The organism is Xanthomonas hortorum, from assembly GCF_040279205.1.
Lineage (GTDB): Bacteria > Pseudomonadota > Gammaproteobacteria > Xanthomonadales > Xanthomonadaceae > Xanthomonas > Xanthomonas hortorum_F.
This window is the reverse complement of sequence record NZ_JBEOLS010000085.1, coordinates 1-13826: the sequence shown is the minus strand read 5'-3', so window position 1 is coordinate 13826 and position 13826 is coordinate 1. Positions and strand designations below refer to the sequence as shown.

Below are 13826 nucleotides of genomic sequence, written 5' to 3'. Positions count from 1 at the left end.
AATGCTGCCTGGCGGCAGGAGATGCCGCCAGAAAACGCATGCCTTACGCACTTCAAGCCAACTACACGCCTCATCTCGACAAGGCTGCTTGAACTTCGAAGATACTGACTGGTTGTTCAGATCTTCCTAAAGAGGCCGACCGAGGTAAGCTGATCATGGCTTGCGGCACTGGCAAAACCTTCACCAGCCTCAAGATTGCCGAGGCCATGGCGGGCACGGGCAAGCGGGTGCTATTCCTGGTGCCTAGCCTGTCGCTGCTGTCGCAGACGCTGACAGAGTGGACCCAGGAGAGCGATGTGCCGTTGCACAGTTTCGCTGTGTGCTCGGACAGCGATGTGGGCAAGAAGAAGGGCCGCAAGGAGGACGATGCCGTCCAGACTTTCACCCACGAGTTGCGCTATCCAGCCACCACGAATGCAAGAAGTCTCGCACTGGGCGTAGCCGCTCGCCACGACAACGAGCACATGACGGTGGTGTTCAGTACATACCACTCTATTGAGGTCATTCACGACGCCCAACAGCAAGGCCTGGCCGACTTCGACCTGATTGTTTGCGACGAAGCACACCGCACGACGGGTGCAACGTTCGACGGAGATGACGAAAGCGCGTTCGTGCGAATCCATGACGCAGCCTATGCTCGCGCCGCCAAGCGGATATACATGACGGCGACGCCGCGTATCTATGCCGACACTGCAAAGGCAGTGGCCGAACGCGACAATGTTGCACTCTACTCAATGGACAACGAGGCCTGGTACGGCAAGCAGTTGTACCTGATCAGCTTCTCGGAGGCGGTCAAGCGTGGTTTGCTGGTGGATTACAAAGTCATCGTGCTGGCGGTGGAAGAGAGTCACATCAACCGCAAGCTGCAGGGACTGCTGAAGGACGATAACAACAGCTTGCGAGTGGACGACGCGGCGAAGATCGTCGGCTGCTGGAAGGCACTGGCTAAGCTGGGCATTTATGAGGATGGCAACGACAAGCCCGAACCAATGAAGCGGGCTGTGGCGTTCTGCCAGGTGATCGAGCCCGGCAAGGGCGGCAAGACCCACAAGGTCAGTTCCAAGGAAATCGCTGGGATGTTCCAGCAGGTCGTGGAGGCGTACCAAGACGCGGAGGACATCGAGGAGGGCGCCCGCCTGACCTGCGAGGCGAAGCATGTAGATGGCGGCATGAACGCCAGCGAGAAGGAAGACAAGCTGGATTGGCTGAAGGCTCCCACGCCGCCGGAGACATGTCGTGTATTGAGCAACGTGCGCTGTCTGTCAGAGGGAGTGGATGTGCCGGCGCTGGATGCCGTGCTGTTCCTGACGCCACGCAATTCGCAGGTGGATGTGGTGCAGTCGGTTGGTCGCGTGATGCGAACAGTAAAGGACAAGGATGGCAATGACCTGAAGAAGCGCGGCTACGTGGTGTTGCCGGTTGTCATCCCGGCCGGGGTGGAGCCACATGAGGCGCTCAACGACAACCAGACCTACAAGGTGGTCTGGCAGGTACTGCAGGCGTTGCGCTCGCACGACGACCGTTTCGATGCGATGGTCAATAAGCTGGACCTGGTGGGGCCGGACCGCAGCAAGATGGAAGTCATCGCCATTGCGGACAATGTGCAGCGCAAGACTGCCAAGCTGGTCAGCAAGGCGGAGAAGGCCAAGAGCAAGTTCAGCATTGGTGAGACACCCGCAGACTATCCAGTCGAAGTACAAGGCGAGTTTGAGTTTGAGGTGGGCGAAATCGAGCGAGCCCTGTACGCGAAAGTGGTGGACAAGTGCGGCAACCGCCGTCACTGGGAGCAATGGGCGGACGATATCGCTCGAATCGCGCAGACGCACATCGACCGCATCAAGGCGGTGTTGGAGGATGAGGGGCAGCCGAAGGCGCGGGCGGCATTCGAAGCATTCGCGGGGGAGCTGCGCGACGACCTGAACGACAAGGTCAGCGACGGCGAGATCATCGAGATGCTGGCGCAGCACCTGATCACCAAGCCGGTATTCGAGGCGTTGTTTGCGGACTACAGCTTCGCCAGCCATAACCCGATGTCGCAGGCCATGCAGCAGGTGTTGGATGTGCTGGAAGCGGAGAACTTGCAGAAGGAGTCGGCCACGCTACAAGAGTTCTACGCCAGCGTGAAGATGCGGGCGGAGGGTATCGACAATGCTATGGGGAAGCAGAAGATCATCGTGGAGTTGTACGATAAGTTCTTTCGCAATGCGTTCCCGAAAATGACGGAGCGGTTGGGTATCGTGTATACGCCGGTGCAGTTGGTGGATTTCATCCTGCACAGCGTCAACCACTTGTTGCAGCAGGAGTTCGGGCAGACGCTGGGAAGTAAGGGGGTGCATATCCTGGACCCGTTCACGGGAACGGGTACGTTCATCACGCGGTTGTTGCAGTCAGGATTGATCAAGCCGGAGGAGCTGGCGCACAAGTACAAGCATGAGATTCATGCCAACGAACTGGTATTGCTGGCGTACTACATTGCAGCCATCAATATCGAGGCCACTTATCACGGCCTGGCGGGTGGAGACTATGTGCCGTTCGAAGGCATTCTGCTGACGGATACGTTCCAGATGTATGAGAAGGACGATTTGGTGGATGCGTTGCTGGTGGACAACAGCAAGCGGCGTAGGCGCCAGAAGAAGCTGGATATCCGCGTAATTGTGGGGAACCCGCCGTATTTAATCGGGCAAGGTAGCCAGAACGATAACAATCAGAACGTCAGTTATCCTACGCTGGACCGACGAATCGAAGAAACCTATGTGGCACGCTCCGATGCCGCACTGTCCAAAGGACTGTACGACAGCTACATCCGCTCGATTCGCTGGGCCAGTGACCGGATTGGCAACGCCGGTGTCATCGGCTTTGTCACCAATGCAGGCTTCGTCGAAGCTAATACCGCGGACGGCCTGCGCCAGTGCCTGGCCGAGGAGTTCTCGGACATCTACCTGTTCCACCTGCGTGGCAATCAGCGTACGAGCGGTGAAACTTCCCGCAAGGAAGGCGGCAAGGTTTTCGGGAGCGGCAGCCGCGCGCCGATTGCTATCTCGCTTCTGGTAAAGAATCCGAATGCTACACAACACGGCCGGATTCATTTCCACGATATCGGCGACTACCTGAGTCGCGAGGAGAAATTGGAAAAGATTGCCGACTACGTTAGCGTGGCTGGCATTACTGTGGAGGGCTGGAAAGCCATCATCCCGGACGAACACGGAGATTGGCTTAAGCAGCGCGACGACAGCTTCAATCGCTTCATCGTGCTGGGCGACAAGAAGGGCGATGCAGCCAAAGTGTTCGACAATTTTTCGCTAGGGGTTGTCACCAATCGCGACGCTTGGGCCTACAGCCAAAGCAAGACCAAACTGATCGCCAACATGACCGGCATGATCGGCTTCTATAACGCCGAGGTGGCGCGTTTTGATTCCGCGCATCCCGGGTTGGACACCAAGACACGGCAGGAACGAGTGGATGGTTTCATTGATGCCAATCCGGCTCGCATCAGTTGGACGCGGGCGCTGAAGCAGGAAGTTGGCAAGGGCCGTACCTACGCCTTTGAAGCCGAATGCCTTGTCCCCAGCATGTATCGACCCTTTACTAAACAGTGGCTTTACTTCAACCGAAATTTCAACGAGATGGTGCTACAAATGCCGCGCATCTTCCCGGACGCGGCGGCAGAGAATGTCGTCATTCAGTTCAATGCTAAGTTCTCTGGTAACGGAAGTATGGCGATTATCTCGAATGCGTTGCCTGACTTGCATTGCAATGGTGATTCGCAATGCTTCCCGCTCTACCTCTACGACGAAGCTGCCCAGCAATCCGATGGCGGCCTGTTCGCCAGTGAGTCCGGTCACGGCCCGCGCCGCCGCGATGCCATCACTGATGCCGGCCTCGCCCATTTCACCAGCGTCTATCCCGACGAATCGATCAGCAAGGAAGACCTGTTCTACTACGTCTACGGCATCCTGCATTCCACCGATTACCGCGAACGCTACGCCGACAACCTGAGCAAGGAGCTGCCCCGCATTCCGCGCGTCCGCACGGCTGAGGATTTCTGGCATTTCAGCAAGGCGGGTCGCGCCCTGGCGGACCTGCACCTCAACTACGAAACCGTCGAGAAGTACCCGCTGACCATCCAAGCCAAGGGCCTGCTGACCGACGCCGACTACCGCGTCGATAAGATGAAGTTCGCCAAGAAGAAAGACTCGGAGACCGGCAAGTCCGTCAACGACCGCAGCACCGTCATCTACAACACAAAGATCACCATGACCGGCATCCCTGAGGCGGCTTGGGACTACGTGGTTAACGGCAAGGCCGCCCTTGATTGGGTGATGGAACGCCAGGCCGTTCGCGTGGACAAGGCCAGCGACATCGTCAACGATGCCAACGACTGGGCCATCGAAACCATGGGCAACCCTAGGCACCCGCTGGAACTCTTCCAGCGCGTTGTCACCGTCAGCTTGGAAACCCTGAAGATCGTCAACGCCCTGCCGGCCCTCGACGTTCTGGAGAACTGAACATGGACGACACCGTATGGGGTATCCACGCGGGCCGTACCGGCGACGCCGACACGCTGTTCCTCAAGCAAAACTGCATCGCCATTGGCTGGGCTGCCATGGGGGACCTGTCCAAATTGGCCGCCGAGCGTGAAGCCTTCAAGCAGCGCTACGTGCAGGCGTACCCCGATGCCAAGAAGGGTGGCATCGCGACTGTGGCCGGCGTGCCGTACCGCTTCCTGCATGAAATGAAGATTGGCGACCTGGTCGCCTATCCCTCCAAGCAGGACAAGCACATCCATATCGGGCGGATCGAGAGCGAGTATCGCTACGAGTCCAGTGGCGAGAAGAGCTACCCGCACCGCCGTAAAGTAAAGTGGCTCAAGCATGTCCCGCGCTTGGACTTCACACAGGGCGCTCTGTACGAGATTGGCTCGGCGCTCAGCTTGTTCCAGATCAAGAACTATGCGGATGAGTACCGCGCCGTGGTGGAAGGGAAAATACCCGTTGTCATCGCGGTGGATCAGGATTCAACAGTTTCTGCCGTAGCGGAGGATATCGAAGACACTACGCGTGACTTCGTTCTCAAGCGATTGGCACAAGATTTGAAAGGATTACCGCTGGAAGGCTTCGTCGCGCACCTGCTGCAATGCATGGGCTACCACGCCCGCCAGACGCGCAAGAACGAGCCCAGCGTGGACGTAATCGCTCACAAGGATCACCTTGGCATCGAGCCTCCCATTATCAAGGTGCAAGTCAACAGCAGCCCCGGGACCGCAACCGATAAGGATGTCTCTGCTCTTTACGGCAAGCTTTCCAATGGTGAGTACGGCCTGTTCGTCACGCTTGGCACGTTTAGCCCTGCATCCCGCACATTTGAGCAGAGTAAGTCCAACCTAAGGCTCATTGACGGTGACGAGCTGGTGGAATTGATTTTTAACTATTATGAGCAATTCGATTCGCGTCATAAGGGCCTTCTACCACTGCGACGTATCTATGTGCCACAAGTGCTGGATTCAGACTAACTTCCGAAGTCCTAAAGATGCACTAGCTCCTTGTCTTTAGAAGGTGGGCTGAAAGTGCAGGTTGACGTCGTCAAGAAGTCGTAGCATCCTCACTAAACGGAGCCTCGAAACTCCGCAGACAGCGGTACCCACCTCCGACAAACCGGTGGGGTTTTTGTGCCTGATGTTTTGCAGGCGCAACCGACGTGATGCCTGCGTCGGGAGGGCGGCTAATACAACACCCGCAAGGGAAATACGCCCGCCGGCTGTCTGCGGTTTCGAGCCTCCCGACTTCCCGTCCGTCGCCTTGCGGCGGGCGGGCTGATTCCATGGAATGAGGAGCAGGCCATGTCGGACGTTGTACGAGATGTGCAGTCACCCCCGGGCTACTACCTGCCAGAAGGCGCGCAGTACCGCCTGCAGCAACTACGCGACCACATGCGCTTTTTGGCGCGTTTGGCACAGCCACGCACGCAGGCCGAGGAGCAATTGCGGCAGCCTGCCATCCACATGGACGAGTTGGCGTTTTGCTTGCAGCTGCTGGCTGAGCAGGCAACGCAGGCACTGGAACAAGTGCAGTGGCCCGCGCGGTTGGAGTCAGAGGCCTCTGACAGTGATCGTGCTGACGCCGGGGAGGTTGTATGAGCCGGCCCGTGATGACGTCGCCCCGCACATGCAGGCGAGCAAGAACCGACATGCAACGTGATGCGTTTGTCTTCGGCATCACCGTGGAGCAGGTAGATGCGCTGGATCAGTTGTTGCTGACCATCGCCGCCCATGGCGATGTGATCGCTGCCGGCAACGCCGATCGGCTGGACCGCTGCACCTTGCCCGCGCTGGGCAGCGCCATCTTCGATGCGGCCGGCGCCATGCGCACCATCCTGGACCAGTTGGCGCTTCAGCGCCTTTGATAATGGCCAGTGTGGTTGGGCACTGCTGACTTGCTGCGCCTTGCAGGTGCGCGGCAACGGTTCGCTTGGGTGCATGCTGTCGAGACGCCCTGCTGGGATTTACTTATCCTGGGTCACGAAGCGGTCGTCGGCCGGGCACTCGGCGGGCCGCTCTTCGGGGCAGGGCCACAAGCGCGCTGGAACGGTGTCGCGGCTTTTGAAATTGTCGCCTTCCCAGACCAGAAAGCCGGCGTGAACCAATCTGCCGTTATCGAAGGCGCGGTTCGCGTCAGGCTGCAATGGCTGCTCAGGATCGAACTCCATCACCCAACGGGCCACAGGCACCTGATCAAGCCGGGAATCGTCCAGGAACAACTGACCTCCGCCCTGGGTTTGATAGCGGTTATAGAGGTCGGCCCCCAAAGCGTCTTCGGGGCGCTGGATCGTTGTGGTGACGTCTTCTGCCTGCCCGTTGATGATGCGGTAGGCCCGCAAGCCGCTACTCAGGCGTTGGGTGCCCGCTTTGGCACAGCGTTGACGCAACGCACTGGCGGCTTCGTCGGTCAGTGCGTCGACTGGCACTTTACAGCTGACGCTGATGTTGACCAGGTATCCCACCACGCCGGCAGAATCGCCCTGAAAGCTGCGTGCCCAGATGTAGTAGGGCGTGCCGGGCTGGCTGGTGCTGGTGATTCGGATATCTGGTCGGGAGGGTAGGCGGGGTATGTCGACGACGTAGCTGGTGCTTTTGCCAAGTAATTGCTTGAGTAGCGATTGCGGTAATTGCAGCCCTGCTGTGGGGAGCGATAGCAGCGCGTCGATCACCTCCGGCGGAATCGGCCGGTAGTTGCCTGTTGCTGCCGTGCGGTTGTTGAGACTTGCCGTGCCGGGTAGCGATGGGGCCGCATCGTCATTGCGCTTGTCTTCTGAGCTGGATTCGGCAACAGCGCTCTTTTGTGGTGTAGCTGCATCAGACGGAGTCGCAGGCGCTTGCTGAGCGCATGCACTGAGTGCGGACATCAGCAAGGCCGGCCAGATCATAGAGCGAAAGACAGTTTGCATCTGTTACGGGCCTCCGATGGTTGGACCTTGCGGCTGTTGCTGTTGCTGCGCCTGTGTAGCGCTCAATTCCTGACTTTGTTGCTGGAGCCGTTGCAAGCTGGTGTCAACCGATGCGGCTGCGACTGTTGCTGTTTCAACAGGGATGCGTAGCGCTGCGGGATCGCCGCTCTGTCCTTGAACGAGGAAGATACGGGCGCCTTCAGCTTGGGCGCCAGTGGCGTTGCTTGCTACCACTTGATCTACGCGCGTCATGCCATTGGCCTTCGCCTCGTGTAACAGGGCCAGACTGTAGCTGTCTGCATTCTCGGCGTATCGACCGCCCATGGCGGTCAAGCGGTCGCTGATCTGCTGTTGCAACGCGTGGTCAGGGTGTCCCGGTGCGCGTGGGTCAGGAGTGGAGGCTGGGAGTTGCGCAACGTTCTGACCTTGATCGCGTTGCAAAGTCGTAGCTGGTGCGACCGAGGTCAGGACGTATTGCCAGCTGTTCTGCCCCGGGGTGCCCCGGACCGTGGTTACAAAGGCATCGTATTCATTGCCGCCGATAGTCTGGCAGCCGGCCGAGTCGGTATTGCTGCTGCTGCCACGATGAATCTTGAAGGTGTTGTTGAGGTCCTGGACGCCTTGCGTGTCCCTGGCATCGAACCAGCCGTCGCCATTGCTATCGCGCTCCACGCGGCGCTGTCCACCAGCGACAGCTGCCGCTGTGGGCCGTAGTGCAAATTCGTCAGGGTGATTGTGGCGCGGGTGCGTTGTCCTCCCCATTTGCGTTGTTCCTTCTGCCAAGCGACCCAAGTCGCGAACGTGGTCGTCATTGACGTCTTCGCCTTCGGTTTTAGGTCGAGTGACAACGTGCTCGAATCCAGGGCTACGTGGAGTTGTCTTGGCATGACCATCGTATTGTGCAGTCGGTTCGGTGGTCACATCATTGAACTCGCGCGCATGGCGGCTGCCGTCGGCATTCTTCCAGAGCACCACGATTCTGTCGTCATAAACACCGGTGCCGCGAGCGGTTGTGTCACCTGTCGTCGCGTTCACTCCTTGTGTTGTCTGATTTTCGTTGCGCAAGCCAAGAATGACGCGATCGCGCGAGGCGAGTGCTGTATGCGCATCGGTGTTACCGCGTGTCTCGACCATGCTGGCGTACACGTCATACTGCTGAGCCTGGGACAGGTTGGCAGTTTCGTCAGCATCTGGAAAACGTGGGGCCTGGCGCGCGGCATCCAGTCGAGCGATTGTTGTGCCCACCTCGCCAATATCTGCTGCGGTAAGCCCACCAGGCTGTTGAAGCGCAGCGAGTTGTTCGCTTGCACGCGAAGCGACTCTCCTGTCTAGCGCTTCTTGCACTACTGCTGGCTGGTTTTGGCGCAGGGTTTCCAGTCGTGTGACTGCTTCGCGCGTCTGACCTTGGTTGAGGAGGCGGGTTACCTCGTCTGCAGATGCGTTGATATCAAGTTCCGGCATATCTCTTTCCTTGAGTTGATGGGGAATCAGGAGGCTGTAGAGCTGGATAGTGATTTAACACTAAATATTCGACGGCTCAACTTGCCGGGTGCGTCTTCCATGATGGATATAACGCTTGTGCGCCGACTACACCGGCGCAGACTTCAAAATCCCCGACAAACTCTCGCGCAAGATCAACTGCAAATGCATGCGGTTGAGTTCCATGCCGCTGGTCATCACGTTGTGCAGGCCGCCGCACATGGCGGCCACGGCGAAGACGCGGGCCTGGAATTCCTGTTCGCTGCTGGCCGGGTCGGCGTGGCCGCGCAGCAGGCGCTTGAGCAGGGCGCTGAGGTGTTCGATCAGCGAGGCGCTCTGCCGGCGCATGAAGGCGGCCAGCACCGGGTCGCGCAGGGTGGCCAGGTGCAGTTCCAGGTCGATGCGGGTGCGCTTGATGTTGATTTCCTGCAGCAGCCATTCTTCGAGCAGGCCGGCGATGAAATCCACCACGTGTACGTTGGCCGGGCGTTCCACCAGCCACATCTGGCGGATGGCGCGCATGTAGTTGCGCTCCAGCAAGGCGCGCACCAGCGCGTCCTTGTCTTCGAAACGTTGCAGCAGGCTGCCGCAGCTGACCTTGGCGCGCTCGGCGATCAGCTCGAAGCTGGTGGCACTCAGGCCGATGACGTCGATGCACTGTTCGGTGGCGTCCAGCACCTCTTCCAGCAGCAGCTCTTCGCGCTCTTTTGCCGTGCGCAGCAACAGGACGTTGGACATGGGCAGCAGGGTGGCGGGGGGCTGCAGTATACAGGCGCGGCGTTATCGCCCCGTTGTGCCTGCTTGTTGGTGTGCTGTGTTGCGCGCGGTACTGAAACGCCCGCAGGCAATGGGTGATCGACCACGTTTTCACGGGCGCTGTGCGACACGTGGGGCTGATTTGTGCAGGAGATGGATGTGAGTGAGAAAAGTGCGGTGGCTGGCGTGTCCACCCAGTGGCCCGAGCGGTTGTGGGTGGTGCGGCATGGGCAGAGTTCGGGCAACGTGGCGCGCGATGTGGCAGAGGCGCACGGCCATGCATTGATCGATCTGGAACATCGCGATGCGGATGTGCCGCTGTCGGCATTGGGCGAGCGGCAGGCGCATGCGTTGGGCACGTGGATGTCGGGTCTGCCGCAGCGCGAGCGGCCCACGGTGGTGCTGTGTTCGCCCTATGTGCGTGCGCGCCAGACCGCCACAGCGGTGGTGCGCGCGCTGGGCCACGGCGACGATATGCTCAGCATCGACGAGCGCCTGCGCGAGAAGGAGTTCGGCGTGCTCGACCGTTACACCACGGCCGGCATCCTCGCGACGTTTCCGGAGCTGGCCGAGCAACGCAAGTTGGTGGGCAAGTTCTACTTCCGCCCGCCCGGTGGCGAGAGTTGGTGCGATGTGATCTTCCGGCTGCGCGCGGTGGTTGGCGATCTGCAGCGAAATCATGTGGGCGCGCGCGTGTTGATCGTGGGGCACCAGGTGATCGTCAATTGTTTCCGTTATCTGGCCGAACGCATGGACGAGGCCACGATTCTGGGCATCGACCGCGAAGGCGAGGTGCCCAACTGCGGTGTCACCGAATACGTGGCCGGCCGCGACGGGCAGGCATTGCAACTGGTGCGGACCAACTTCGTCTCGCCCGAGCTTGCCGATGAGCCGGTGACCACCGAATCCGACCGCCCGACCGGAGCACGCTGATGGCCACCGCACGCGTCCGCACGCTCAGCGCTGCCGCATTACGTGCGCTGCCGCTGCCATCGCCCGGTGGCGACAAGGAGCAGCGTGGGCGGGTGTTGATCGTGGGTGGGTCGATGCGTGTGCCGGGCGCGGCGCTGCTGGCCGGCGAGGCGGCACTGCGCGCAGGCGCGGGCAAGTTGCAGATCGCCACCGCTGCGAGCGTGGCGCCCGGCATGGCGTTGGCGGTGCCGGAGGCCCTGGTGCTGGGATTGGCGCAGAACGGGCAGGGCGAAATTACGCGTGGGCATCGTGCACTGGATGCGGCATTGGAAGCCTGCGATGCGGCGGTGATCGGGCCGGGGATGGCGTCGTCGGCGACCACCGCTGCCTTGGTAAAACGCGCGGCTGAAAAAGCGGTTTGCACGTTGGTGCTGGATGCGGGAGCGTTGTCGCGTGGCTTGCGTGCGCCGGTTGGGCGGCCATTCGTATTGACGCCGCATGCGGGCGAGATGGCGGCATTGGCTGGAGACGACAAGGCAGCGATAGAAGCGGCGCCGGGCGAGTACGCGCTGACCTATGCGAAGAAACTGCGCAGCGTGGTGATTGTCAAAGGCGCGGACAGCTTTATCGCCGGGCCTGAGGGGGCGCTGTGGGTGCATCGCGGTGGTGCGTCCGGGTTGGGAACCTCCGGATCGGGCGATGTGCTGGCGGGATTGATCGCCGGGTTTGCCGCGCGTGGCTGCGATGCGTTGACGGCTGCGTTATGGGGTGTGTTTGTGCATGCGGCGGCGGGGAAGCTGCTGTCGAAACGGATTGGGACGGTGGGGTTTCTGGCGCGTGAGCTTGGGCTGGAAGTGCCGGGGATTTTGGATCGGTTGGCGCGGGCTGCGCGATAGTCGGCTCGCGGACGATTTGAGTTGTTGTCCTGTTGAGCGAGAGGGCCTGGCTTGCGTGCCACTGGCGCGCGTGTCTGGGAGCAACGCGTGGGCGGTGGTGACTACGGGTGTTGGGGACGTGTTGTCCTGATCGGCATCTCTGTTGCTGTGTTGGTTTACGGGCTGGCCACCAGTCCGTGCAGACGTACCCTCATCCGGCCCTTCGGGCCACCTTCTCCCGAGGGGAGAAGGGAGCGTCCGGTGGTAGAAGGATGCATGGTTGCGCTCGTTTTTCGTGCGATGTTGCGGCGCGTTGGTCGGTTAGGCTTGCTCACCAACCTGGGAGGGTGCACGGTGAAGCGAACGATTGCGTGGTCGATGGTGGGGGTTTTGGGGGTTTGGGGCGCTGCGACTGAAATGGTGTTGGCATCTGCATCTGCACTAACAGCAACAACAGCAACAACAGCAACAACCGCAACAACAGCAACAACCGCAACAACCGCAACAACAGCAACAACAGCAACAACCGCAACAACCGCAACAACCGCAACAACCGCAACAACCGCAACAACCGCAACAACAACCGCAGTAACGCCGATTCCGATGCCGACATCGACGGCATCATCTGTCTCTACACCTGCATCGAAAGTGGTGGATGCCGCAGTTGCGGATGCTGCTACTCAGCCAGCAGCACCCGCCGGCACGCTACGCGTTTACACCTCTGCCCAAGGCGCAACGCAGCAGATGCGGGTCAGCACTGTCGAGGCACTCAAGACCGGGCATGCGTTGACGGAGAAAGAGAACAGCATCTTCGTCAATCCGCAGCACCGCTTTCAGGAAGTGCTGGGCATTGGCGGGGCGATCACCGATTCCAGCGCGGAGACCTTCGCCAGGCTGCCCAAGCGTGCGCAGCGCGAACTGCTCACTGCGTACTACGATCCGCAGAAAGGCATCGGCTACACGCTGGTGCGCACCACCATCCATAGCTCCGATTTCAGCAGCGCCAGCTACACGTACATCAAGGAAGGCGATGCGGCGTTGAAGAGCTTTTCGGTCAAGCACGATCAGCGCTATCGCATCCCGATGTTGCGCCAGGCCATCGCGGCGGCCGGCGGCAAGTTGACGACATTTGCCAGCCCCTGGAGTGCGCCAGCCTTCATGAAAGACAGCAACACCATGCTCAAGGGCGGCAAGCTGTTGCCCGCGTATGCGCAGGCCTGGGCCATGTACTACACACGCTTCATTGCGGCCTACGAAAAAGCCGGCATCCCGATCTGGGGCATCAGCGTGCAGAACGAGCCGATGGCAGTGCAGAGCTGGGAGTCGATGCAGTTTTCTGCGGAAGAAGAGCGCGATTTCCTCAAGAACCATCTCGGGCCCAGCATGGCCAAGGCCGGCTACGGCGATCGCAAGATCATCGTATGGGACCACAACCGCGACATGATGGTGCACCGCGCGCACGTGATCTTCGATGACCCGGAAGCGGCCAAGTATGCGTGGGGCATGGGCTTCCACTGGTACGAGACCTGGGCCGGGTTCGCGCCGATGGTGGAGAACGTGGCGGCGGTGGCGCAGGCGTACCCGGACAAGCATCTGTTGCTGACCGAAGCGGCAGTGGAAAAGTTCGACCCCGCCAAGTTGCAGTACTGGCCCAATGGCGAGCGCTATGGCACCGCCATCATCAACGACCTCAATCATGGGGCGGTGGGGTGGACGGACTGGAACATCCTGCTCGACCAGAACGGCGGCCCCAACCATGTGGACAATTACTGCTTTGCACCTGTGCATGCCGACACGCGCACGGGTGAGGTGACTTACACGCCGAGCTATTGGTATATCGGCCATTTTTCCAAATTCATCCGGCCGGGTGCGCGGCGGGTGAGTGCGGCCAGTAGCCGTAGCAATCTGATGACCACTGCATTTGCGAACCGCGATGGCTCACTGGCGACGGTGGTGATGAATGCCAGCGATGTGGCGATCCGCTACAACCTGTATGTGGGCGAGGCGTCGCGCGCGTTGGAGATCCCTGCGCATGCGATCCAGACGGTGGTGATGACGCAGTAAGCGTGGATGGTGGTCGCAGTGTTGGTGGGAGATTGCGTACCCTCATCCGCCCTTCGGGCACCTTCTCCCGGTGGGAGAAGGGGAGCTTTCGTGTCGTGGAAGCCGGCGGTGATTCATCGGTCGATCCACGTTGCACATCCGCCTTCTGGACACATCACCAATTGATGTAGCCGCTAACAACAGAACGCCACTAGACAGGTCGTGGGGGGGGGGGGGGGGGGGGGGGGGGGGGGGGGGGGGGGGGGGGGGGGGGGGGGGGGGGGGGGGGGGGGGGGGGGGGGGGGGGGGGGGGGGGGGGGG

11 protein-coding genes are annotated in these 13826 nt (G+C 60.4%); 7 read left to right on the top strand and 4 right to left on the bottom strand.

Going from position 1 to position 13826, the window contains the following annotated elements; all coding sequences use genetic code 11:
* Positions 1 to 101: 101 nt before the first annotated feature.
* The 4 genes from ABS769_RS21145 to ABS769_RS21130 all read left to right on the top strand — a co-directional run bounded on the left by ABS769_RS21145 (position 102) and on the right by ABS769_RS21130 (position 6399).
* A complete protein-coding gene (locus ABS769_RS21145; RefSeq protein ID WP_317063132.1) occupies positions 102 to 4505 on the top strand; it encodes a DEAD/DEAH box helicase in 4404 nt (1467 codons plus the stop codon).
* 2 nt (positions 4506 to 4507) lie between these two features.
* On the top strand, positions 4508 to 5509 hold the full coding sequence (locus ABS769_RS21140; protein WP_350498278.1) for a restriction endonuclease: 1002 nt from the start codon (positions 4508 to 4510) through the stop codon (positions 5507 to 5509).
* 327 nt (positions 5510 to 5836) lie between these two features.
* Positions 5837 to 6133: an XAC0095 family protein gene (locus ABS769_RS21135; protein ID WP_317063130.1), complete on the top strand. Its 297-nt coding sequence runs from the start codon at positions 5837 to 5839 to the stop codon at positions 6131 to 6133.
* Between the two features lie 50 nt (positions 6134 to 6183).
* The gene (locus tag ABS769_RS21130) at positions 6184 to 6399 is read left to right on the top strand and encodes a hypothetical protein (protein WP_317063129.1); all 216 of its coding nucleotides are present in this window, start codon (positions 6184 to 6186) and stop codon (positions 6397 to 6399) included.
* Positions 6400 to 6498: 99 nt separating this feature from the next.
* Here the strand turns inward: ABS769_RS21130 and ABS769_RS21125 are convergent, their stop codons facing one another.
* The 3 genes from ABS769_RS21125 to ABS769_RS21115 all read right to left on the bottom strand — a co-directional run bounded on the left by ABS769_RS21125 (position 6499) and on the right by ABS769_RS21115 (position 9657).
* The gene (locus ABS769_RS21125; RefSeq protein WP_317063128.1) at positions 6499 to 7440 is read right to left on the bottom strand and encodes a hypothetical protein; all 942 of its coding nucleotides are present in this window, start codon (positions 7438 to 7440) and stop codon (positions 6499 to 6501) included.
* A 3-nt stretch (positions 7441 to 7443) separates the two neighbouring features.
* Positions 7444 to 8901, bottom strand: coding sequence for an XVIPCD domain-containing protein (locus tag ABS769_RS21120; RefSeq protein ID WP_317063127.1), 1458 nt, complete (start codon positions 8899 to 8901; stop codon positions 7444 to 7446).
* 126 nt (positions 8902 to 9027) lie between these two features.
* On the bottom strand, positions 9028 to 9657 hold the full coding sequence (locus ABS769_RS21115) for a TetR/AcrR family transcriptional regulator (protein ID WP_046963128.1): 630 nt from the start codon (positions 9655 to 9657) through the stop codon (positions 9028 to 9030).
* A 171-nt stretch (positions 9658 to 9828) separates the two neighbouring features.
* Here ABS769_RS21115 and ABS769_RS21110 point away from each other — a divergent pair, with 171 nt between their 5' ends.
* Both ABS769_RS21110 and ABS769_RS21105 read left to right on the top strand, forming a co-directional pair.
* Complete coding sequence (locus ABS769_RS21110; protein WP_317063126.1) at positions 9829 to 10608, top strand: histidine phosphatase family protein; 780 nt, start codon at positions 9829 to 9831, stop codon at positions 10606 to 10608.
* Positions 10608 to 11483: an NAD(P)H-hydrate dehydratase gene (locus tag ABS769_RS21105; protein WP_317063125.1), complete on the top strand. Its 876-nt coding sequence runs from the start codon at positions 10608 to 10610 to the stop codon at positions 11481 to 11483. Before ABS769_RS21110 ends, ABS769_RS21105 begins: the two co-directional genes overlap by 1 nt.
* Before the next feature lie 310 nt (positions 11484 to 11793).
* On the opposite strand, the gene ABS769_RS21100 is transcribed toward ABS769_RS21105, so the two are convergent.
* On the bottom strand, positions 11794 to 12075 hold the full coding sequence (locus ABS769_RS21100) for a hypothetical protein (RefSeq protein WP_350498277.1): 282 nt from the start codon (positions 12073 to 12075) through the stop codon (positions 11794 to 11796).
* Between ABS769_RS21100 and ABS769_RS21095 the strand changes: the two genes are divergently transcribed.
* Entirely contained in the window at positions 12066 to 13526 is a 1461-nt protein-coding gene (locus ABS769_RS21095) for a glycoside hydrolase family 30 protein (protein WP_430544192.1), read from the top strand. The two genes, ABS769_RS21100 and ABS769_RS21095, sit on opposite strands and share 10 nt — an antisense overlap.
* Positions 13527 to 13826 lie beyond the last annotated feature (300 nt).